Origin of the sequence: Pseudomonas sp. HMSC066A08 (genome assembly GCF_001813025.1) — a bacterium.
GTDB classification, from domain to species: domain Bacteria; phylum Pseudomonadota; class Gammaproteobacteria; order Pseudomonadales; family Pseudomonadaceae; genus Pseudomonas; species Pseudomonas aeruginosa.
Window position 1 is genome coordinate 63,257 of the sequence record NZ_KV811341.1, and the last position, 22,563, is coordinate 85,819.

The following is a 22,563-nucleotide window of genomic DNA, read 5'->3' on the forward strand; positions in this document are numbered from 1 at the left end:
CTGGCCGGCGGACCGGCGGCAGGACCTCTCTTATTGGTTTGATTGGGGGTCGAGGAGCAACTGTTCGTCCTCGGTGAAGAAATGCTCGTCGCAGTTGTTCCCGGAACCGCTGCGATCGACCACCAGGAAGTCATCCCGCTTTTCGATCGTCAGCACCGGATGGTGCCAGACGCCGCGGTGGTAATTGACGCCCTGCCTTCCGTTGGTCAGGAAGGCGCGGACGAGGCCCGGTACAGGTACATCGCCAAGTGGCGCGACCACGACCAGAAAGGGGTTGCCGAGCAGCGGGATGAAGGCCTGGCTGCCCAGCGGATGGCGTTCCAGCATGCGGATGCGCAACGGCATTTCCAGCTTCTCGGCGCTGAAGATGCTGATGATCGCGTTATCTTCCGGCTGCGCGGTCTCGACCGTGGCCAGCTTGTGATAACGGCGGGTGGAGCCGTTGTTGATCATGAAATAGTCGCTGCCGTCGGTTTCGATCACATCACCGAACGGGGCGAAGGCTTCCTTGGTCAACGGCTCGATCTTGAGAGTGCGCATACTGATCCTGTCGATTCTGTTTGTTGTATTCCGGACGCACGCGGGGTCCGGGTCTCACGGTAATTGTGGCCTGCCGAACAGGCGCAGGCGGCTGACGCCGCCGTCGGGAAAGATGTTCAGGCGTACATGGGTGATCGGGCCGAGGGCGTTGAGGTGCCGCTCGAACCGGTGTTCCTGGTGCATTTCCAGCTTCTGCGCTGGCAGCAGCTCGCGCCAGAAGAGGCTCTGCGCCTCGATCCGGGCCTCGTTTCCGCCTTCCACGAAGGCGGCCTGGATGCTGCAGCTTTCCGGATAGTTGCCCTTGAAGTGCAGGGTATCGACGACCGCCGCCTCGATGCTGCCGGGATGGCCGAGGGCGACGATCACCCAGTCGTGGCCCGGCGTGCGGCGGCGGCCGGTTTCCCAGCCGTCGCCCATGTTGATGGCACGTCCGGGGTTGAGCAGGTTGCCCATGCGTCCGAAATGCTGGTCGGAGCAGGCCAGCGCCCGGCCGCCGTTGACCGCTGCGGCCAGGTCGAGCGCCGTTCCCGGCGGCTGGCTGCTCCAGTCGCGGTAGGGCACGCCATAGAGGCGCAGGCGGGCGATACCGCCGTCCGGGTAGATGTTCAGGCGCAGGTGGGTCCAGGGACGTTCGTCGTCTATCGGGTGGTAGTGATGGCTGTCGCCCTGCAGCTCCACCGCCGGCAGCACTTCGCTCCAGGACGTGCTGTCGTCCGGGTCGCCTTCGGCGCAGAAACAGCCATCCAGGGAAGCCGCCGGCGGATGGTTGCCGGTGAAGAAGCGGGTGTCGATGTCGACGCCCTTCAGCACGCCCGGCACACCCAGGCGGATCACCGCCTGGTCATGGCCCTCGAAGCGCTTGCGGCGGGTTTCCCAGCCGTCCATCCACTTGCCGCTGTCGTCGAACACGCCTTCCTTCCACACCGGTTCGCCGGCCTGCAGCATGCGGCTGGCCGGGGCGAACCATTCGTCGCTGACGGCGACCACCTGGCTGCCCAGGCGCGCGTCGGCGAGGTCGAGGTAGTGGCGGAAGGGCGCGTGTTCGGCGTTCATGCTCGTCTCCGCAGGCCTCAGAGCTGCTGCAGGCGGAACAGGGCGATCTTGTTGATCTCGGCCAGCGCGGTAGCGAATTCCTCGTCGGCGGAGTGCTGGATGCGTTCCTCGAAGGCCGCCAGGATCTGATGGCGGTTGCTACCCTTCACCGCCTTGATGAAGGGGAAGCCGAACCTGGCCTTGTAGGCGTCGTTGAGTTCGGTGAAGCGGGCGAACTCCTCGGCGCTGCATTCGTGAATCCCGGCGCCGGCCTGTTCGGAGGTGCTGGAGGCGGTCAGTTCGCCACGGATCGCCGCCTTGCCGGCGAGGTCCGGGTGGGCGTTGATCAGCGCCAGCTGGGCCTCGCGGCTTGCCGACAGGAGAATGTCGGCCATGCGCTGGTGCAGGCCCTCGATATCGTTGAGGCTGTCGTCGATACCCAGGTCATAGGCCTTCTCGGCGACCCAGGGGGAGTGTTCGTAGATGTCGGCGAAGGCTTCGACGAAGGCCTCGCGGGACAGCGAGGCGGGGGTCAGGGTCTGGAAACGGCTCATGCCTCGGTCTCCTGGAAAGGATGCTCACGGTGCCAATGGCGGGCGATGTCTTCGCGGCGGGCGAACCAGACCTTGTCGTGGCTCTGCGCGTACTGGATGAAGCGCTCCAGGGCGGCCATCCGCGCCGGGCGACCGATCAACCGGCAATGCAGGCCGATGGAGAGCATCTTCGGCGCCGTCGCGCCTTCTTCGTAGAGCACGTCGAAGGCGTCCTTCAGGTACTGGAAGAACTGCTCGCCATTGTTGAAGCCCTGCACCTGGGTGAAGCGCATGTCGTTGGTGTCCAGGGTATAGGGAATCACCAGATGCGGTTTCTCCGCGGTGCTGGCCGGGTCCCAGTAGGGCAGGTCGTCGTCGTAGGTGTCGGAGTCGTAGAGGAAGCCGCCTTCCTCCATCACCAGGCGCCGGGTGTTCGGGCCGGTGCGTCCGGTGTACCAGCCCACCGGGCGCTGGCCGGTGAGTTCGGTGAGGATGCGGATGGCTTCGAGCATGTGCTCGCGCTCCTGGGCCTCGTCCATGTACTGGTAGTCGATCCAGCGATAGCCGTGGCTGCAGATTTCGTGGCCGTCGGCGACCATCGCCCTGATCACCTCAGGGTTGCGCTGCGCCGCCATGGCCACGGCGAACACGGTGAGCGGCACGTTGCGTCGCTTGAACAGCTTGAGCAGGCGCCAGACCCCGGCGCGGCTGCCGTATTCGTAGAGCGATTCCATGCTCATGTGGCGCACGCCCTGCAAGGGCTGGGCGGCCACCATCTCGGAAAGGAACGCCTCGGACTCCTTGTCGCCATGCAGGACGCAGCGCTCGCCACCTTCTTCGTAATTGAGCACGAAGGACAGGGCGATGCGCGCATCGCCGGGCCAGTGAGGGTGGGGAGGGTTGTTGCCGTATCCGATCAGGTCGCGTGGGTAGTCAGCGCTCACAGCAGTGTTCCTTATTGTGGATGGGGCGGCGGGCCGGACGGGCCGGGGATGCCGTGATGGATTTATTGTATACAAGTTTGCCTGCGGTCTGTAAATACAATCCTGCTTGCCGATCCCTGCCATTCATCCAGCAAAAAACCTGCCCGACTGGTCAGTTAGCGAAGAATGAGGCCCTGCGGGGTGGGGCTTGTGGAAGGAATGCCCGATTTCGGGGCGGCTGCCGCATTTTCGGTTGTGGCGGTGTTTTTTGTATACAATTCATCGAAAGATAACTTATATTGCTTCGCAAGCGGCTCCCTGGCGGGCTGCAAGCGAGCGGCGCCGGGCAGGTCCCGGAGCGATCCCCATCGAACGAAGGCAAGAGGAGGAGTGGTGTCCGCCAGCGGGCGCCCGCAACCCATGGGACGTTTGACCACGCATGTACTGGATTCCGCACACGGCTGCCCCGGCCATGGCATCAAGATCGAGCTGTACCGGGTAGAAGGCCAGCAACTGGAACTGATCGCCACCACCCTGACCAACCATGACGGCCGCTGCGACCAGCCGGTGCTGCAAGGCGAGGACTTCCGTCCCGGGGTCTATCAACTGGTGTTCAACGCCGGCGACTACTATCGCGCCCGCGGCGTGCAATTGCCGGAGCCGGCCTTCCTCGACCAGGTGGTGCTGCGTTTCGGCATCGCCTCCGCCGACGATCACTACCACGTGCCGCTGCTGATCTCGCCCTACAGCTATTCGACCTATCGCGGCAGCTAGGTGCGTGCCACGAAACACTGACTCCCTGAGTCCTTTTCCCTGGCCCGCCATCGAGCGGGCTTTTTTTCGTTCGCGGGGAGTGCGCCGAGGGTTGCCGGTTATCCGCCACCCGTGGGCAGGAAGGGAAATGCGGCGCAGGGTACGAATGGGCGGGGGATGAAGCTGCGCGTCGCGAGCCCCGCGGGGCAACGACAGGTTCGAGGCGGATAGCCGCGTGCAGCCATCCGCCATCCGGGCGGGTCAGAGGAAGATGAACTTGGCGACGAAGATCACGAACAAGGCATAGAGGCTGGCCGAGACTTCGCGGTGCTTGCCGGTGAGGACCTTCATCGCGACGTAGGTGATGAAGCCCAGGGCGATACCGTCGGCCACCGAGAAGGTCAGCGGCATCATGATCACCGTGACGATCGCCGGGATGGTCTCGGTGTGCTCGTCCCAGTCGATATGCGCCATCCCGCCCATCATCAGCATGGCCACGTAGATCAACGCGCCGGCGGTGGCGAAGGCGGGGATCATCCCGGCCAGCGGGGCGAAGAACATCGCGGCGACGAACAGCACGCCGACCACCACCGCGGTAAGTCCGGTACGTCCGCCGGCGGCCACGCCCGCGGCGCTTTCCACGTAACTGGTCACCGGCGGGACGCCGAGCATGCCGCCGAACACGCTGGAGGCGCTGTCGGCCTTCATCGCCTTCGACAGGTTCTCGATGCGCCCGTCCTCCTTCACCAGGTGCGCGCGCTGGGCGACGCCCATGAGAGTGCCGGCGGTATCGAACATGTGCACGAAGAGGAAGGCCAGGATCACGCTGATCATGGTGACGTTGAACGCGCCGGCGATGTCCATCGCCAGGAAGGTCGGCGCCAGGCTCGGCGGCGCCGAGAACACCCCGCCGTACTGCACCAGGCCGAGGGCCCAGCCGACCAGGGTGACGCTGAGGATGCTGATGAGGATGCCGCCGAACACCCGGCGGTACTCGAGCACGGCGATCATCAGGAAGCACAGTGCCGCCAGCAGCGGGCCGGGCGAGGTGAGGTGGCCGAGCTTGATCAGGGTCGCCGGGCTGGCCACCACGATGCCGGCGGTCTTCAGGCCGATCAGGCCGAGGAACAGGCCGACACCCGCACCCATGGCGAACCTGAGGCTGCGGGGGATGCTGTTGAGCAGCCATTCGCGGACCCGGGAGAAGGTCAGCAGCATGAACATCACCCCGGAGATGAACACCGCGCCGAGGGCGATCTGCCAGCTGTAACCCATGGTGCCGACCACGGTGTAGGTGAAGAAGGCGTTCAGTCCCATTCCCGGCGCCAGGCCCACCGGCCAGTTGGCGTACAGGCCCATCAGGAAGCAGCCGAGGGCGGCCGCCAGGCACGTGGCGACGAACGCCGCGCCGTGGTCGATGCCGGCGTCGGCCATGATGTTGGGATTGACGAAGATGATGTAGGCCATGGTGATGAAGGTGGTCAGCCCGGCCGCCAGCTCGGTCCGGACCGTCGTACCATGCTGGCGGAGCTTGAACAGGCGTTCGAGCAGGCCGGTGGCGGGCGGTGTCGCAGCGTAGATCCCTTGTTCTTCTTGTTTGGTGCTTTCCACAGCAGGTACTCCTCATCGCTCTTGTTGTTAGGTCCTGCGGGCCGGTTGGTTACCAGGTCCCTGACGCGGCTCGAAGGTGATGTGAGGGCACGATTTTCTGACCTTGGGGTCAAGAACTCGTGCGAGCGATTATGCCTTTGTATACAAAAAGGTCAAAGAATGTTTGAGGGTGTTTCGCCACATTTTTATCAGCTTTCCGTCACGCGCTCTTCCGGGCGCTGCCGCGCGTTCGGCACGAGGGGCGGAAAGGGGTGGTGCGCCGGATGCCGCTGCTTGTGTACACTATTTCGCTATCAGCCGCCGGCGTGCCTCACCCACGCCCGTGAGCGAGGATCAGCCCAGGCCACACGCCGGACGCACAAGGTTCGAGACCGATGACCGATCAGTTGCAACACATCAGGAAGCCGCCGCGCAGCGGCAAGGCTGCCCGCAGCGGTACCCAGGACGAGATCGTCTACGCCCACATCTTCGACGCCATCCTCGAACAACGCCTGGCCCCCGGCACCAAGCTGAGCGAGGAAGCGCTCGGCGAGATATTCGGTGTCAGCCGCACCATCATTCGCCGCGCCCTCTCGCGCCTGGCCCACGAGCAGGTGGTGCTGTTACGGCCGAACCGCGGCGCGGTGGTCGCCAGCCCGAGCATCGACGAGGCCCGGCAGATCCTTTTCGCCCGCCGCACCGTCGAGCGCGCCATCACCGAACTGGCCACCGACAACGCCACCGCCGAGCGCCTGGCCGAGTTGCGCGAGATGGTGGTGCAGGAACAATCCAGCTTCGCCCGTGGCGACCGGGGCGCCGGCATCCGCCTGTCCGGCGAGTTCCACCTGAAGCTCGCCGAGATGGCGCGCAACGCTCCCCTGGTGAGTTTTCAGCGCAGCCTGGTGTCGCAGACCTCGCTGATCATCGCCCAGTACGAAAGCGGCGGTCGCTCGCACTGCTCGTTCGACGAGCACAACGAGATCCTCGACGCCATCGAGAAGGGCGACAAGGAGCGCGCGGTGACCCTGATGATGCACCACATGGAGCACATCGACAGCAAGCTCAACCTGGAGAGCGACAACGCTTCCGGCGACCTGCACGCGGTGTTCTCGCACCTCCTCGGTGGCAAGAAGAAGCCACGCCGGGCCAAGGCCGACAGCGACTCGGCGGCCTGATCCGAAGCATGGAAAAGCCCCGCGATGCGGGGCTTTTTCGTTTCCGCCGGGAGTCAGTCGCGGCGATGCACCGAGCGACCGGCGGCGAAGGTTTCCTTCACCGTGCGGTCGTCGCCGAGGATGGTCAGCGCGAACAGCCGTTCGGCCAGGCTGCCGGCCTGGCTCAGGCGGTAGGAGAGCAGCGGGGTGGCGTGGTAGTCGAGGACCACGAAGTCCGCCTCGTTGCCGGCGGCGAAGCTGCCGATCCGGTCGTCCAGCTCCAGCGCGTGGGCGCCGCCGAGGGTGGCGAGGTAGAGCGACTTGAACGGATCGAGGCGGGCGCCCTGCAACTGCATGACCTTGTACGCCTCGTTCAGGGACTGCAACTGGGAGAAACTGGTGCCGGCGCCGACATCGGTGCCGAGGCCGACCTTGACCTTGTAGCGCTCCAGCTTCGGCAGGTCGAACAGACCGCTGCCGAGGAACAGGTTGGAGGTCGGGCAGAACGCCACCGCCGAGCCAGTCTCCGCCAGGCGCTGGCATTCGCCGTCGCACAGGTGTACGCCATGGGCGAACACCGAGCGCGGCCCGAGCAGGCCGTGGTGGTCGTAGACGTCCAGGTAGCCGCTGCGCTCGGGGAACAGCTCCTTTACCCACTCGATTTCCTTGAGGTTCTCCGACAGGTGGGTGTGCAGGTATACGCCGGGATGCTCGCGTAGCAGCCGCGCGGCCATGTCCAGCTGTTCCGCGGTGCTGGTCGGGGCGAAGCGCGGGGTCACCGCGTAGAGCAGGCGGCCCTGGCCATGCCAGCGCTCGATCAGCGCCTTGCTGTCGCGGTAGCTGCTCTCGGCGGTGTCGGTCAGGTAATCCGGCGCGTTGCGGTCCATCATCACCTTGCCGGCGATCAGGCGCAGGTCCAGGCGCCGGGCAGCCTCGAACAGCGATTCCACCGACTGCCGGTGCACGCTGCCGAAGACCAGCGCGGTGGTGGTGCCGTTGCGCAGCAGTTCCTGCAGGAAGATCTCGGCGACCTGGTCGGCATGGGCCTGGTCACCGAATTGGCGCTCGGTGGGGAAGGTATAGGTGTTCAGCCAGTCCAGCAGTTGTTCGCCGTAGGAGGCGATCATCCCGGTCTGCGGGAAATGGATGTGGGTATCGATGAAGCCGGGGGTGATCAGCGCGTCGCGGTACTCGAAGACCTCGACGTCGCCGATCTCGCCGAGCAGGGCTTCGGCGTCACCGAGGCGAGCGACCTTGCCGTCCTCCACCAGCAACAGGCCGTCCTCGAAGTATTCGTAGGAACGTTCGACGCCGACCTCCGCGGGGTCGGCGATGCTGTGCAGGATGGCGGCGCGGTAGGCTTTGGCGTTGCGGGTCATGGCAGTCTCGAAAAAAGGGTTCGTGGGAGGTCCGCCGCCGGGCGGCGGACGCGGGGGAGCGGGGCCGCTCAGGATTCCTGGGCGCGGCGCGACTCCGGGGTCAGCCGGGTGACGCTCGACGGCCCCTGCTTGCGTTCCAGGCCGAAGGCGGCGTTGTAGGTGGCGATCACCTCGCCGGCGATGGAGATGGCGATCTCCGCCGGCAGCTTGCCTTTCACCTGATCCAGGCCCATCGGGCAGCGCATCCGTTGCAGGCGTTCGGCGTCGACGCCACGTTCGCGCAGGCGGTGCTCGAACTTGACGCGCTTGGTCTTCGAGCCGATCAGGCCGAAGTAGGCGAAGTCGTTGCGCGCCAGGATCGCCGCGGTAAGCTCCAGGTCCAGCGGGTGATTGTGGGTCATGACGATGAAGTGGCTGCCGGGCGGCATCCGCTCGACCTCGTCGAGCACTTCGTCGTTCACCACTTTCTCCACGCCGTCGGGCAGGAGCGCGGGAAATTCGTGTTCCCGCGAATCGATCCAGCGCACCCGGCAGGGCAGGCTGGCGAGCAAGGGTACCAGGGCGCGACCGACGTGGCCCGCGCCGAACACGGCGATGTGTGCCTGCGGCTGGCCCATCGGCTCGAACAGCAGCACCGTGGCGCCGCCGCAGCACTGGCCGAGACTGGCGCCCAGGCTGAAGCGCTCCAGGCGGGTGTCCTGGGTCCGCGCGGCGAGCATTTCCCGGGCAATGGCCTGGGCCCTGTATTCCAGGTGGCCGCCGCCGATGGTGTCGTAGAGCCGCTCGGCGCTGACCACCATCTTCGAGCCGGCGTTGCGCGGGGTCGAGCCGCGCTCCTCGATGATGGTCACCAGGACGCAAGGTTCGCCGCTACGCTGCAACTCGGCCAGGGCGCTGATCCAGTTCATCTCGTCATCCTCCCGATCGCGGCGGTTCAGGCCGGCTCGACCGCGGCGTCCGCCGCTTGCGCCTGGGCGGTCTTCAACCGGCGCATCTGTTCCACGCCCCAGAGCACCCGCTCGGGTGTCGCCGGCGCGTCGATGGCGGGTTGCGCGCGGTAGTCGGCAAGGCTGGCCACGGCGTCCTTGATCGCACACCAGACCGAGATGCCGAGCATGAACGGCGGCTCGCCCACGGCCTTGGAATGGAACACGGTCTGCTCCGGATTCTTGCGGTTCTCCAGCAGTTTCACCCGCAGGTCCAGCGGCATGTCGGCGACGGCGGGAATCTTGTAGCTGGCCGGGCCGCTGGTCACCAGCTTGCCCTTGGCGTTCCAGACCAGTTCCTCCATGGTCAGCCAGCCCATGCCCTGGACGAAGCCGCCTTCGACCTGGCCGATGTCGATGGCAGGGTTCAGCGAATCGCCGACGTCGTGCAGGATGTCGGTGCGCAGCATGCGGTATTCGCCGGTGAGGGTATCGACTATCACCTCCGAGCAGGCGGCGCCGTAGGCAAAATAATAGAAGGGCCGGCCACGGGCCTGCTCGCGGTCGTAGAAGATCTTCGGCGTGCGGTAGAAGCCGGTGCTGGACAACGAGACCTGGCCGAAGTAGGCCTGCTGGACCAGTTCCTCGAACGGCAGGATCAGCTCGCGGATACGCACCTGGTTGTTGCGGAACTCGACGTCTTCCTCGCTGACCTTCCAGTGCCGCGCGGCGAACTCCACCAGGCGCCGCTTGATGGTTTCGGCGGCATTCTGCGCGGCCTTGCCGTTCAGGTCGGTGCCCGAGGAGGCGGCGGTGGGCGAGGTGTTGGGTACCTTGTCGGTATTGGTGGCGGTGATCTGGATGCGCTCCACGTCGACCTGGAAGACCTCGGCGACCACCTGGGCGACCTTGGTATTGAGGCCCTGGCCCATCTCGGTGCCGCCATGGTTGAGGTGGATGCTGCCGTCGGTATAGATGTGGATCAGCGCACCTGCCTGGTTGAGGAAGGTCGCGGTGAACGAAATGCCGAACTTCACCGGGGTCAGCGCCAGGCCTTTCTTCAGGACCGGGCTGGCGGCATTGAAGGCACGGATTTCCTCGCGGCGGCGGGCGTACTCGCTGCTCGCTTCCAGCTCGGCGGTCATCTCCGCCAACAGGTTGTGCTCGACGGTCTGGTGGTAATGGGTGACGTTGCGCTCGTCCTTGCCGTAGTAGTTGAGCTTGCGCACCTCCAGCGGGTCCTTGCCGAGACTGCGGGCCACGGCGTCCATGATCTCCTCGATGGCGAGCATTCCCTGGGGGCCGCCGAAACCGCGGTAGGCGGTGTTCGAGGCGGTGTTGGTCTTGCAACGGTGGCCGTTGATGGTGGCGTTGCCGAGGAAGTAGGCGTTGTCCGAGTGGAACATGGCGCGGTCGACGATCGACCCGGAGAGGTCCGGCGAATAGCCGCAATTGCCGGCCAGGTCGATCTGGATGCCGTGCAGGCGGCCATCGTCGTCGAAGCCGACGTCGTATTCGACGTAGAACGGGTGACGCTTGCCGGTGATCTGCATGTCCTCCATGCGCGGCAGGCGCATCTTCGCCGGACGCCCGGTGTGGTAGGCGACCACCGCGCACAGGCAGGCCGGCGCCGCGGCCTGGGTTTCCTTGCCGCCGAAGCCGCCGCCCATGCGGCGCATGTCGATGACGATACGGTTGAAGGAAACCCCGAGGACCTCGGCTACCAGCTTCTGCACTTCGGTGGGGTTCTGCGTCGAGCAATAGACGATCATGCCGCCGTCTTCGCTGGGCATTACCGAGGAAATCTGCGTCTCCAGGTAGAAATGCTCCTGGCCACCGATGTGCAGCGTGCCTTGCAGACGATGCGGCGCACCGGCCAGCGCGGCGGCGGAATCGCCGATGCGGTGCTGGTGGCTGTCGAGGACGAAGTGGCGCTTGCGCAGGGCCTCGACCACGTCGAGCACCGGTTCCAGGTCTTCGTACTCGACGATCGCCGCCATGGCCGCCTTGCGCGCGGTTTCCAGGCTGTCGGCGGCGACCGCCAGGACCATCTGTCCGACATACTCCACCTTGCCATCGGCCAGCAGCGGGTCGCCGGCCACCACCGGGCCGATGTCGAGCTGGCCGGGAACGTCGGCGGCGGTGAGGGCGATGGCGACGCCGGGGAACTGGTAGCAGGGCGTCACGTCGAGGCGGGTGATGCGGGCGTGGGCGCGCTCGCTCAGGCGCGCATAGACGTGCAACTGGTTGGGAAACTCCAGGCGATCGTCGATGTAGATCGCCTCGCCGCTGACGTGCTTGGGGGCGCTTTCGTGCTTGACGTTGCGGCCGACTCCGGTGGCCAGTTCGGCGCGGAACAGGTCGGCCAACTCTTCCTGGCTCTTGTGCGGCTTGCGATGGTTAGACATAGGCGGTCACCCGGGTTTCGACGGCGGGAGCGTGCAGCTCCAGGAAGCATTTGCGCAGCAGGTTCTGCGCGGTCAGCAGGCGATATTCCTTGCTCGCGCGGAAGTCGCTGAGCGGGGTGAAGTCGTTCGCCAGGGCGGTGGCGGCGCGTTCGAAGCTGGCGGCTTCCAGGCGTGCGCCTTGCAGCGCCGCTTCGCAGGCGGCGGCGCGCTTGGGAGTCGCCGCCATGCCGCCGAAGGCGACCCTGGCGCGGGCGATCCGGCCGTCTTCCAGGTCGAGGCTGACGGCGGCGCAGACCGCGGAAATATCGTCGTCGATGCGCTTGGAGACCTTGTAGGCCTTGAACGCCTGGCCGGGCCGGGCACGCGGGACGAGGATCTTCTCGATGAACTCGCCTTCTTCGCGGGCGGTGACCTTGTAGTCGAGGAAGTACTCCTCCAGCGGCAGCTCGCGGCGCCGTTCGCCGCGGCGCAGGACGATCTTCGCGCCGAGGGCGATCAGCAGCGGCGGGGCGTCGCCGATCGGCGAGGCGTTGCCGATATTGCCGCCGAGGGTGCCCTGATTGCGGATCTGCAGGGACGCGAAACGTTGCAGCAACTCGCCGAAGTCCGGGTAGTCCGCGGCCAGCGCTTGGTAACAGTCGGTCAGCGGGGTGGCGGCGCCGATTTCCAGGCAGTTGGCGCCCACTTCGATGCGTTTCATTTCGCGGATGTGGCCGACATAGATCATCACCGGCAGTTCGCGATGGAACTGGGTGACCTCCAGCGCCAGGTCGGTGCCGCCGGCCAGCAGGCGTGCCTGCGGGTTGGCGCCGTAGAGGTCGGCCAGGTCGGCGACGGTGAGCGGTAGCAGGCAGCGCCGGTCACCGCTGTTCAGCTCGGCGGTTTCGCGCGGAGCGATGGCGCGCAATTGCTCGATGGTGGCGGCTTCCCGGGCGTCGAACTGGTCTGCGCGCCTGTGGCAGCAGGCCTGCTCGGCGGCGTCGAGGATCGGCCGGTAGCCGGTGCAGCGGCAGAGGTTGCCGGCGAGCGCCTCGTGGGCCTTGGCCGGATCGGCGCCGGCGCTGTTCTTCTGCAGGGCGAACAGCGACATGACGAAGCCCGGCGTGCAGAACCCGCACTGCGAGCCATGGCAGTCGACCATCGCCTGCTGCACGTCGTGCAGGCGGTCCTGGTGCTTGAGATCCTCGACGGTGATCAATTGCTTGCCGTGAAGGGCGGAAACGAAGGTCAGGCAGGCGTTCAGGCTGCGATAGCGGATGCGTTCGGCACCATCCTCGCCGGTGACCAGTTCGCCGACCACCACGGTGCAGGCGCCGCAATCGCCGGAAGCGCAGCCTTCCTTGGTGCCGGTCTTGCCGAGGTGCCGGCGCAGGTAGTCGAGGACGGTGAGATTGGGGTCCAGGCGTTCTTCGACGCGGATCTCCCGGTTGAGCAGGAACCTGATCAAGGCGTGCCTCCAGGCGGGTTCTTGTTATTGAATTCTAGGCCTTGCAGGAGAACCGGCCGGAGTGGGGCGGTTTCCGCACAGGGCTCCACGGTAGGAGCTATGGAGGCGAATCTAGAAAAAACTGACTTTTGAGTCAAATAATTTTTTGACCTGTAGGTCAGTCAGTTTCCCCATAAACGAAAACGGCACCCGAAGGTGCCGTTTCCCAGGGGCGGGACGCTCAGATGCGCTGGGTATCGGTGAGCTGGTATTCCTCGCCGGCATAGTAGGCGCGCACCTTCGGGTCCATCACCGCGCGCCAGAGCGGCGGGAACAGGGCGAGGACGATCATCCCGGCGTAGCCGTTGGGCAGTTGCGGGCTGCTGTCGTAGTGGCGCAGCACCTGGTAGCGGCGCTTGGCGTAGGCATGGTGGTCGGAATGGCGCTGCAGGTGGAAAAGGAACAGGTTGGTCAGGAGGAAATTGCTGTTCCACGAGTGTTCCGGCGTGGTGCGTTCGTAGCGACCGTTGTCCAGGCGCCGCCGATGCAGGCCGTAGTGCTCGACGTAGTTGACGATCTCCAGCAGGGTGAAGGCCATCACCGACTGGCCGAGGAAGAAGATCGCTCCCAGCCAGCCGAAGGCCAGGCTGAAGCCGAGCAGGAAGAGGGCGCTGATGGCGTACCACCAGATCAGCTCGTTGCGCCAGTGCAGGGCCGGCAGGCCCTTGCGCTTCAGACGCTCGGCCTCCAGACGCCAGGCGTTGAGGAAGTTGTGCTTGTAGGCGTGCGGGAGGAACGAGTAGAGGCTCTGGCCGTAGCGTGAGGACGAGGCATCTTCCGGGGTCGAGACGTGTACATGGTGGCCGCGCACGTGTTCGACCTTGAAGCCGGCATAGCACACCGCCGCCAGCAGCAGGCCACCGGCGTTCTGTTCCAGTTGCGGGTCCTTGTGGATCAGTTCGTGGGAGACGGTGATGCCGATGGCGCCCATCACGGTGCCCACCGACAGGATCCAGCCCAGTTGGCCGACCCAGTCCCAGCGGGTCTCGTGGGCGAGGATCCAGCCGGACCAGACGAGCATGCCCAGCAACAGCGGGACGGTGGCCAGGGACAGCACGCGGTAGTAGCCCTGCGCTTCCATCTCCGGCACTTCGCTGGCTTCCTCGGGGTTGGCCGGGTCGCGGCCGACGATGGCATCGAGGATCGGGATCAGCCCGAACACCACGCTGATCACCAGCCAGGGCCAGGCGTTGGGATAGTCGCTACCGAGCGACCACCAGTAACTGAGCGGAATGCCGAGCACCGCGATCAGCCAGATCCAGTAGCCGTACTTTTTCAGACGCAGCATCCAGGCAGAGGAAAGCGAGGCAAACATGGGGAGTCCTCGTATTTATCTTGTTAGATTGTCTGACAATTGTCCTCCCTTGGCCGGCCTGCCCCATCCCAACCTTCGTTCTGTCCGCCGCTTCGCCGGGAAGCCGGCGGGGTAACGCCCTGTGTTACACTTCCCATCCATATACCCCCGGAAAACGCGACCCTGGATAAAAGGATCACCATGACGTTCAAGGCCCCGGACAGCCTGGCAGAGCAGATCGCCCACCACCTCGCGGAACGCATCATCCGGGGAGAACTCAAGGAACGGGAACGTATCCAGGAGCAGAAGGTCACCCAGACCCTCAACGTCAGTCGCGGCTCGGTCCGCGAGGCGCTGCTGATTCTCGAACGCCGCCACCTGGTGAATATCCTGCCGCGCCGCGGCGCCCAGGTGTCCGAACTGTCCCCGCAACATGTGGAAAGCCTCTACGCGCTGATCGTGCAGCTCTACATCCTGCTGGCGGAAAGCGTCGCCCGGCGCTGGCGCAGCGAAGCCGAGCTGGCACCGTTCCTGGCTATCCAGCAGCGCCTGCTGAACAACCTGGCGCAAAGCGATATCGACGGCTTCGTCGAGGCCAGCTTCGACATCATGCGCGCGGCCTTTCCTTTCGCGAACAATCCCTACCTGCAGGAGACCGTCGAAAACCTGCTGCCGGCGGTGAGTCGCGCATACCACCTGGCGCTGGAGCGGCGCAAGGCGGAAATGAACCAGTTCCTCGGCAGTTTCGCCCAGCTCCTGCAAGCGGTGATCGCCCGTGACGAGGCGAGGATCCGTGAGGTCCTGCTGGAATACGGCCGCCACAACTGCCAGCTGGTGCTGGCCGCGCTCGCCGAACGCTGATGGCGACCCTGGCGGGAGCGCACGCATGCGCCTGAAGAGCATCAAGCTGGCGGGGTTCAAGTCCTTCGTCGATCCGACCACGGTGAACTTCCCCAGCAACATGGCGGCAGTGGTAGGGCCGAACGGCTGCGGCAAGTCGAACATCATCGACGCGGTGCGCTGGGTGATGGGCGAAAGCTCGGCGAAGAACCTGCGCGGCGAGTCGATGACCGATGTCATCTTCAACGGTTCGAATACCCGCAAGCCGGTGAGCCAGGCGAGCATCGAGCTGATCTTCGACAACGCCGAGACCACACTGGTGGGCGAATACGCCCAGTACGCCGAGATTTCCATTCGCCGGCGGGTCTCGCGGGACGGGCAGAACACCTATTTCCTCAACGGCACCAAGTGCCGGCGGCGCGACATCACCGACATCTTCCTCGGCACCGGCCTGGGGCCGCGCAGCTACTCGATCATCGAACAGGGCATGATCTCCAAGCTGATCGAGGCGCGTCCGGAAGACCTGCGCAACTTCATCGAGGAAGCCGCGGGCATTTCCAAGTACAAGGAGCGCCGCCGCGAAACCGAAAGCCGCATCCGTCGGACCCAGGAAAACCTGGCACGCCTCACCGACCTGCGCGAAGAGCTGGGGCGGCAACTGGAACGCCTGCACCGGCAGGCCCAGTCGGCGGAAAAATACCAGGAACACAAGGCCGAGGAGCGCCAGCTCAAGGCCCAACTGGGTGCCGTGCGCTGGCGCGACCTGAACGAGCAGGTCGGTCAGCGCGAGCGGGTCATCGGCGACCAGGAGATCGCCTTCGAGGCCCTGGTGGCCGAGCAGCGCGGTGCCGATGCCGGCATCGAACGGCTGCGCGACGGCCATCACGAGTTGTCCGAGCGCTTCAACCAGGTGCAGGCACGCTTCTATTCGGTCGGCGGCGACATCGCCCGGGTCGAGCAGAGCATCCAGCATGGCCAACAGCGCCAGCGCCAGTTGCAGGACGACTTGCGCGAAGCCGAACGGACCCGCCAGGAAACCGAATCGCACCTCGGGCACGACCGCACCTTGCTGGCGACCCTGGCCGAGGAAATGGCCATGCTCGCACCGGAACAGGAACTCAGCGCGGCTGCCGCGGAAGAAGCGGGCATCGCCCTGGAACAGGCCGAACAGGGCATGCAGGCCTGGCAGCAGCAGTGGGACGCTTTCAACCAGCAGAGCGCCGAACCCCGCCGCCAGGCCGAGGTGCAGCAGTCGCGCATCCAGCACCTGGAGCAGAGCCTGGAGCGCCTGCAGGATCGCGAGCGGCGCCTGCAGGACGAGCGTGGCCAGTTGGCGGCCGACCCCGAGGACGCGGCGATCCTCGAACTCAACGAACAGGTGGCGATCGCCGAACTGGCCCTGGAAGAACTGCAATTGCAGGAGCAGGGCCAAGCCGAGCGACTCGAACAATTGCGCCAGGAATTGCAGCAACTGGCCGCCGAACAGCACCAGGCGCAGGGCGAGTTGCAGCGCCTGAACGGTCGCATCGCTTCGCTGGAGGCCCTGCAGCAGGCCGCTCTCGACCCCGGACAGGGCGCCTTGGAGTGGTTGCGCGAGCAGGGCCTGGAACAACGTCCGCGCCTCGCCGAAGGCTTGCGCGTCGAGCCGGGTTGGGAACTGGCGGTGGAGACCGTGCTCGGCGCGGATCTGCAGGCGGTCTTGCTGGACGGCTTCGACGGGCTCGCCCTGGCCGGCTTCGGCAAGGGCGAGCTGCGTCTGCTCAGCCCCGCTCGCGGAGCCGCGACGGCGGCCGGTTCGCTGCTGGACAAGGTCCGCGCCGACGCCGACCTGAGTCCCTGGCTGGCCCGGGTGAAACCGGTGGAGACCCTGGAGCAGGCGCTCGCCCAGCGCGGCGCCCTGGACGACGGCGAGAGCCTGATCAGTCGCGATGGCTACTGGGTCGGCCGGCACTTCCTGCGGGTCCGGCGCAGCGACGAGGCCCAGGGCGGCATGCTCGCCCGCGCCCAGGAACTGGAGGCGTTGCAGGAACGGCGCGAGGCCCTGGAAACCTGCGTCGCCGAAGGCGAGGAGCGTCTGGCGGCGGCCCGCGACGAGCAACGCGAGCTGGAAGGCGCGCGCGAGCAGGTGCGGCGCCAGGTCCAGGAGGAGGGCCGCCGGCACGGCGAGCTGAAGGCGCAGTTGTCCGCGCAGCAGGCCAAGGTCGAGCAACTGGTACTGCGTCGCCGCCGTCTCGACGAAGAAGTGGCGGAACTGGCCGAGCAGCGCGCGCTGGAACAGGAGCAACTGAGCGAGGCGCGCCTGACCCTGCAGGAAGCGCTGGATAGCATGGCGCTGGACACCGAGCGCCGGGAAACCCTGCTGGCGGAGCGTGACGCCCTGCGCGAACGGCTCGACCGGATTCGCCAGGATGCCCGTACCCACAAGGACCATGCGCACCAACTGGCGGTGCGGGTCGGCTCGCTGAAGGCGCAGCACAATTCCACCCAGCAGGCCCTGGAGCGCCTCGACCAGCAGTCGGCGCGCCTCAACGAGCGTTGCGAACAGCTCAACCTCAATCTGGAGGAGGGGGCGGCGCCGCTGGAAGAGCTGCGCATGAAGCTCGAGGAGTTGCTGGAGCGACGGATGGCCGTCGAGGACGAACTCAAGCAGGCGCGGCTGGCCCTGGAAGACGCCGATCGCGAACTGCGCGAGGTGGAGAAGCGCCGTGGCCAGGCCGAGCAGCAATCGCAACTGCTGCGTGGCCAACTGGAGCAGCAGCGCCTGGAGTGGCAGGGGCTGGTGGTGCGGCGCAAGGCCTTGCAGGAGCAGCTCGCCGAAGACGGCTACGACCTGCACACGGTACTGGCCAACCTGCCCCTGGATGCCAGCGAACGCGAATGGGAGGAGCGTCTCGAAAGTCTCGCGGCGCGCATCCAGCGTCTGGGGCCGATCAACCTGGCGGCGATCGAGGAGTACCAACAGCAGTCCGAGCGCAAGCGCTACCTGGACTCGCAGAACGACGACCTGGCCGAAGCGCTGGAGACGCTGGAAAACGTCATCCGCAAGATCGACCGGGAAACCCGCAATCGTTTCAAGGAAACCTTCGACCAGATCAATGCTGGCCTTCAGGCATTGTTCCCGAAGGTATTCGGCGGCGGTACGGCATATCTGGAACTTACCGGCGAAGATCTACTCGATACCGGTGTGGCGATCATGGCGCGCCCGCCGGGCAAGAAGAACAGCACCATTCACTTGTTGTCCGGCGGGGAAAAGGCGCTGACCGCGCTGGCGCTGGTATTCGCCATCTTCCAGTTGAACCCGGCGCCGTTCTGCATGCTCGACGAAGTCGATGCGCCATTGGACGATGCCAACGTCGGACGTTATGCGCGATTGGTGAAGGAGATGTCGGAAAAGGTGCAGTTCATCTATATCACCCACAACAAGATCGCCATGGAAATGGCCGATCAGTTGATGGGCGTGACCATGCATGAGCCGGGCTGTTCACGGCTTGTTGCAGTTGACGTGGAAGAGGCGGTCGCATTGGCTGAAGCCTGAGTGTCAGGCAGTGTAAACTTGTGCATGGGCATGTTAGTTTAATGGCCACTTTTTGTATCGCGTGGGAAAGTTCTGTCAGAACAAGGTTGGCTCCACGTTTCAAGGGACAGGACGTCCTTTTTTCATTTTTTTATTCACCATTTTCACTAGGGGCTACGGAATTACATGGATATCGGTCTGCGCGAATGGCTTATCGTTATCGGGCTTATCGTGATCGCCGGCATTCTCTTCGACGGTTGGCGGCGGATGCGGGGCGGCAAGGGCAAGTTGAAGTTCAAGCTCGACCGCAGTTTCGCCAATCTGCCGGACGACGACGGCGACTCGGCTGAACTGCTGGGGCCGGCGCGCGTGGTCGAGCATCGCGAGCCGTCCTTCGATGAACAGGACCTGCCCAGTGTCAGCGCCCGCGAAGCCAAGGAGCGCAAGGGCGGCAAGCGCCAGGAAGAGCCGCGCCAGGGCGATCTGGACCTCGACGAGGGGCTGGCCCTGGAGGCGGACCCGAGCGATGCCGCCGAGACGGTGGAGCCGCGCAAGGGCAAGTCGAAGGGACGCAAGGAGAAAGAGCGGGAAAAAGCTCCAGCGGTCGCCGCCGAACCTGCCCCGGTCGACGAGGTGCTGATCATCAACGTCATCGCCCGCGACGAGAGCGGCTTCAAGGGGCCGGCATTGCTGCAGAACATCCTCGAGAGCGGCTTGCGCTTCGGCGACATGGACATCTTCCATCGCCACGAAAGCATGGCCGGCAATGGCGAGATCCTGTTCTCCATGGCCAATGCGGTGAAGCCGGGCACTTTCGACCTGGACGACATCGACAACTTCAGCACCCGCGCCGTGAGCTTCTTCCTCGGCCTGCCGGGGCCGCGCCATCCGAAGCAGGCTTTCGACGTGATGGTCGCCGCCGCGCGCAAGCTGGCCCACGAGCTGAACGGCGAGCTGAAGGACGAGCAGCGCAGCGTGCTGACCGCCCAGACCATCGAGCACTACCGCCAGCGCATCATCGACCATGAGCGTCGCAGCCTGATGCAGAAGCGCTGATCCGGCCACAGCCCCTTTCTCGTACGGGAGAGGGGCGAACTACTTACTCTATAGAGCAGCCAAGGCTGCTCTTTTCGTTTCACGGACTCCCACCATGACCGACACCCAGGCTGCCGCCGAACGCATCGCGCAACTGCGAACCGAACTGGACACCCACAACTACCGTTACTACGTGCTCGACGAACCGAGCATTCCCGACGCCGAATACGATCGCCTGTTCCGCGAGTTGCAGGCGCTGGAGACCGAGTACCCGCAACTGCTGACGCCCGACTCGCCGACCCAGCGGGTCAGCGGCACGCCGGCCTCGGCGTTCGGCGAAGTGCGCCATGAGATCCCCATGCTCAGCCTCGGCAACGCCTTCGAGGAGCAGGACCTGCTGGACTTCGACCGCCGCGTACGCGAAGGGCTGGCCGACCTGTTGCCTGGCGGCGACCTGCTCGGCGGTGGCGCGGAGGTCGAGTACAGTTGCGAGCCGAAGCTGGACGGTCTGGCCGTCAGCCTGCTCTACGAACGCGGCCAACTGGTGCGCGGCGCCACCCGCGGCGATGGCAGCACCGGCGAGGACATCACCAGCAACGTACGCACCATTCGCAACGTACCGCTGAAGCTGCACGGCGAAGGCTGGCCGGAGATCCTCGAAGTGCGCGGCGAGGTGTTCATGTCCAAGGCCGGTTTCGAGGCGCTCAACGCCAAGGCCGTGGAAACCGGCGGCAAGACCTTCGCCAACCCGCGCAACGCGGCGGCCGGCAGCCTGCGCCAGCTGGATTCGAAGATCACCGCCAGTCGCCCGCTGGAGTTCTGTGCCTACGGCTTCGGCCAGGTCAGCGGGACGTTGCCGGACACCCAGGTGGGCATCCTCGAAGCGTTCCGCGGCTGGGGTATCCCCATCAGTCGCGAGCTGCGCCTGGTCAAGGGCGCCCAGGCCTGCCGCGACTACTACGACGACATCGGTCGCCGACGCGATGCGCTGGCCTACGAGATCGACGGCGTGGTGTTCAAGGTCAACCGCATCGCCTTCCAGCGCGAACTGGGCTTCCGCGCGCGCGAGCCGCGCTGGGCGATCGCCCACAAGTTCCCCGCGCGCGAGGAGCTGACCGAGCTGCTGGGCGTCGAGTTCCAGGTCGGCCGCACCGGCGCCGTGACCCCGGTGGCACGCCTCAAGCCGGTGCAGGTGGCCGGCGTCACGGTGTCCAATGCGACCCTGCACAACATGGATGAAGTCGCCCGCCTGGGCCTGCGCATCGGCGATACGGTGGTGATCCGCCGCGCCGGCGATGTGATTCCGCAGGTCATGCAGGTGGTGCTCGAGCGCCGCCCGGCGGATGCGCAGGCGATCGAGGTGCCCGAGCATTGCCCGGTCTGCGGCTCGGCCGTGGAGCGCACCCAGTTGGTCAAGCGCAGCAAGGGCAAGGAGTCGATCAGCGAGGGCGCCATCTATCGCTGCGTCGGCCGCCTCTCCTGTCAGGCGCAGTTGAAGCAGGCGATCATCCATTTCGTATCGCGCCGGGCAATGGACATCGACGGTCTTGGCGACAAGATCGTCGAGCAACTGGTGGATCGCGGGCTGGTCGCCTCGCCGGCGGATCTCTATACCCTGACCTATGAACAGGTGTTCGAGCTGGAAGGGTTCGCCGAGCTGTCCACCAACAACCTGCTGGCGGCCATCGCCGACAGCCGCAAGCCTTCGCTGGCGCGCTTCATCTTCGCCCTGGGGATTCCCGACGTCGGCGAGGAAACCGCCAAGCTGCTGGCGCGCTCGCTGGGTTCGCTCGAGCGGATCGGCGAGGCGCTGCCGGAAGTGTTGACCTACCTGCCGGACGTCGGCGCCGAGGTGGCCTACGAGATCCACAACTTCTTCGCCGACGAGCACAACCGCCAGGTGATCGCCCAGTTGCGCGATACCGAACATGGCGTGCAGTTGCAGGAAGAGGGCGAGGTCGCCGCGGAGTTCGCCGCCTGTGCCTCGCTGGCCGGTTTCATCGACAAGCTGAACATTCCCTTCATCGCCGCCACCGGCGCGGAAAAGCTGGCCAGCCGCTTCGGTTCGCTCGACGGCATCATCCGCGCCGACTGGCTCGATCTTCGCCAGGTGGAGCGTCTGCCCGAGCGAGCGGCGAAAAGCCTGCGCGATTTCTTCGACGAGCCGGCCAACGTGCAGCGTGCCCTGGCCATCGAGGCGCAGTTACGTGAGTTCGGCATGCATTGGCAGAGCGAGCGCAAGGCGGTCGAAGGCCTGCCTCTGGCCGGGCAGACCTGGGTGCTGACCGGCACCTTGGAGGCGATGAGCCGGGACGTGGCCAAGGACAAGCTGGAAGGGCTCGGCGCCAAGGTGGCCGGCTCGGTGTCGGCCAAGACCCACTGCGTGGTCGCCGGGCCCGGCGCCGGCTCGAAGCTGGCCAAGGCCAACGAGCTGGGCGTGAAGGTGCTCGACGAAGACGGCCTGCTGAAACTGTTCGACGAGTACGGCGTCGCCCGCTGAAGGGGCGGCGCTGCTGCGAAAGATTTCCGAAGACTGGAGTGAACGATGGACAAGGCAAGAAAGCAGCGGTTGCTGGGCGTGCTCGCATTGGTGGTGCTGTTCGGCGCCTACGTGGGTTGGAGCGAGCGGCCGCGCATCCTGCTGCATTACAGTGGCCAGGCTTCGGCACCGATCGCCTACAGCTACAAGGAGCAGGGCGTGGAAACCTTCTCCGGGGAGATCCGGCCCGGCCAGGTCCGCGAGTTTCCGGTGAAGCTGTTCGGCGGCAGCGATTACCGGATCGCCTTCTCCTTCCATCGCGGTGAGGAGAAGTATGCGTCGTTCAGCACCAAGCCGGGCTGGGGCACCCTGGACCTGTATGTCGATACCGAGCTGAGCGTATCGACCCAGCCGCCGCCGGAGGGTCTGATCCAGCAGCAATGAACCGCTTTCGCGAAATGGATTGCAAACGTAAGTGCTTGAAGTGGTTGTAACTTACGCGCAAGCCGGTAGAATGGCGCGGCCTACCCGAGGGTAGGCTGCAATGGTGGCCCTGTCGGTCCCCCCGCAACGATTACCCGTCAACCTGGTCAGGTCCGGAAGGAAGCAGCCACAGCGGGAACATCGTGTGCCGGGGTGTGGCTGGCGGGGCCGCCTCCATTTCAGGCCCGCTATTT

Annotated in this window: 17 protein-coding genes and 1 other RNA gene; 8 read left to right on the forward strand and 10 right to left on the reverse strand. The window is 65.6% G+C overall.

Annotated elements, in window-relative coordinates:
* Positions 1–30 precede the first annotated feature (30 nt).
* The 4 genes from HMPREF2886_RS23510 to puuE are packed head-to-tail and all read right to left on the reverse strand — an operon-like array spanning position 31 to position 3,049.
* Entirely contained in the window at positions 31–540 is a 510-nt protein-coding gene (locus tag HMPREF2886_RS23510; protein WP_024916031.1) for an ureidoglycolate lyase, read from the reverse strand.
* A 54-nt stretch (positions 541–594) separates the two neighbouring features.
* Complete coding sequence (alc, locus tag HMPREF2886_RS23515) at positions 595–1,593, reverse strand: allantoicase (protein ID WP_033976266.1); 999 nt, start codon at positions 1,591–1,593, stop codon at positions 595–597.
* A 17-nt stretch (positions 1,594–1,610) separates the two neighbouring features.
* A complete protein-coding gene (gene uraD, locus HMPREF2886_RS23520; protein WP_003087205.1) occupies positions 1,611–2,126 on the reverse strand; it encodes a 2-oxo-4-hydroxy-4-carboxy-5-ureidoimidazoline decarboxylase in 516 nt (171 codons plus the stop codon).
* The gene (gene puuE / locus HMPREF2886_RS23525; RefSeq protein ID WP_003083336.1) at positions 2,123–3,049 is read right to left on the reverse strand and encodes an allantoinase PuuE; all 927 of its coding nucleotides are present in this window, start codon (positions 3,047–3,049) and stop codon (positions 2,123–2,125) included. The genes uraD and puuE overlap by 4 nt, the downstream gene beginning before the upstream one ends.
* 372 nt (positions 3,050–3,421) lie before the next feature.
* Between puuE and uraH the strand changes: the two genes are divergently transcribed.
* On the forward strand, positions 3,422–3,802 hold the full coding sequence (gene uraH / locus HMPREF2886_RS23530) for a hydroxyisourate hydrolase (RefSeq protein WP_003087207.1): 381 nt from the start codon (positions 3,422–3,424) through the stop codon (positions 3,800–3,802).
* A gap of 240 nt (positions 3,803–4,042) precedes the next feature.
* Here the strand turns inward: uraH and HMPREF2886_RS23535 are convergent, their stop codons facing one another.
* Complete coding sequence (locus tag HMPREF2886_RS23535; protein WP_003087209.1) at positions 4,043–5,392, reverse strand: NCS2 family permease; 1,350 nt, start codon at positions 5,390–5,392, stop codon at positions 4,043–4,045.
* Positions 5,393–5,766: 374 nt separating this feature from the next.
* On the opposite strand from HMPREF2886_RS23535, the gene HMPREF2886_RS23540 reads away from it, so the two are divergent.
* Positions 5,767–6,546, forward strand: a complete 780-nt coding sequence (locus HMPREF2886_RS23540) for a GntR family transcriptional regulator (RefSeq protein ID WP_033972732.1) — start codon at positions 5,767–5,769, stop codon at positions 6,544–6,546.
* A gap of 53 nt (positions 6,547–6,599) precedes the next feature.
* Here HMPREF2886_RS23540 and guaD read toward each other — a convergent pair whose 3' ends face one another.
* From guaD to alkB2, 5 genes are all read right to left on the reverse strand, one after another.
* Positions 6,600–7,904, reverse strand: a complete 1,305-nt coding sequence (gene guaD / locus HMPREF2886_RS23545; protein WP_070748486.1) for a guanine deaminase — start codon at positions 7,902–7,904, stop codon at positions 6,600–6,602.
* Between the two features lie 68 nt (positions 7,905–7,972).
* Entirely contained in the window at positions 7,973–8,812 is an 840-nt protein-coding gene (xdhC, locus tag HMPREF2886_RS23550; protein ID WP_033976269.1) for a xanthine dehydrogenase accessory protein XdhC, read from the reverse strand.
* A 26-nt stretch (positions 8,813–8,838) separates the two neighbouring features.
* A complete protein-coding gene (gene xdhB / locus HMPREF2886_RS23555) occupies positions 8,839–11,238 on the reverse strand; it encodes a xanthine dehydrogenase molybdopterin binding subunit (RefSeq protein WP_033976270.1) in 2,400 nt (799 codons plus the stop codon).
* Positions 11,231–12,685 (reverse strand): xanthine dehydrogenase small subunit, encoded by a 1,455-nt coding sequence (xdhA, locus tag HMPREF2886_RS23560; RefSeq protein WP_070748487.1) that lies wholly within the window; start codon positions 12,683–12,685, stop codon positions 11,231–11,233. Before xdhA ends, xdhB begins: the two co-directional genes overlap by 8 nt.
* Before the next feature lie 220 nt (positions 12,686–12,905).
* Positions 12,906–14,039 carry an alkane 1-monooxygenase AlkB2 gene (gene alkB2 / locus HMPREF2886_RS23565; protein ID WP_003083349.1) on the reverse strand — a complete coding sequence of 378 codons (1,134 nt, stop codon included), beginning with the start codon at positions 14,037–14,039 and terminating at the stop codon, positions 12,906–12,908.
* Between the two features lie 180 nt (positions 14,040–14,219).
* Here alkB2 and HMPREF2886_RS23570 point away from each other — a divergent pair, with 180 nt between their 5' ends.
* The 6 genes from HMPREF2886_RS23570 to ffs all read left to right on the forward strand — a co-directional run bounded on the left by HMPREF2886_RS23570 (position 14,220) and on the right by ffs (position 22,537).
* Positions 14,220–14,879 (forward strand): GntR family transcriptional regulator, encoded by a 660-nt coding sequence (locus tag HMPREF2886_RS23570; protein WP_003087224.1) that lies wholly within the window; start codon positions 14,220–14,222, stop codon positions 14,877–14,879.
* A gap of 25 nt (positions 14,880–14,904) precedes the next feature.
* The gene (gene smc, locus HMPREF2886_RS23575; RefSeq protein WP_033976272.1) at positions 14,905–18,393 is read left to right on the forward strand and encodes a chromosome segregation protein SMC; all 3,489 of its coding nucleotides are present in this window, start codon (positions 14,905–14,907) and stop codon (positions 18,391–18,393) included.
* A gap of 165 nt (positions 18,394–18,558) precedes the next feature.
* A complete protein-coding gene (gene zipA, locus HMPREF2886_RS23580) occupies positions 18,559–19,428 on the forward strand; it encodes a cell division protein ZipA (RefSeq protein ID WP_003083352.1) in 870 nt (289 codons plus the stop codon).
* Between the two features lie 94 nt (positions 19,429–19,522).
* A complete protein-coding gene (ligA, locus tag HMPREF2886_RS23585; protein ID WP_033972725.1) occupies positions 19,523–21,907 on the forward strand; it encodes an NAD-dependent DNA ligase LigA in 2,385 nt (794 codons plus the stop codon).
* 45 nt (positions 21,908–21,952) lie between these two features.
* On the forward strand, positions 21,953–22,330 hold the full coding sequence (locus HMPREF2886_RS23590) for a hypothetical protein (RefSeq protein ID WP_003083354.1): 378 nt from the start codon (positions 21,953–21,955) through the stop codon (positions 22,328–22,330).
* A gap of 110 nt (positions 22,331–22,440) precedes the next feature.
* An RNA gene (gene ffs / locus HMPREF2886_RS23595) (signal recognition particle sRNA small type) lies at positions 22,441–22,537 on the forward strand.
* Positions 22,538–22,563 lie beyond the last annotated feature (26 nt).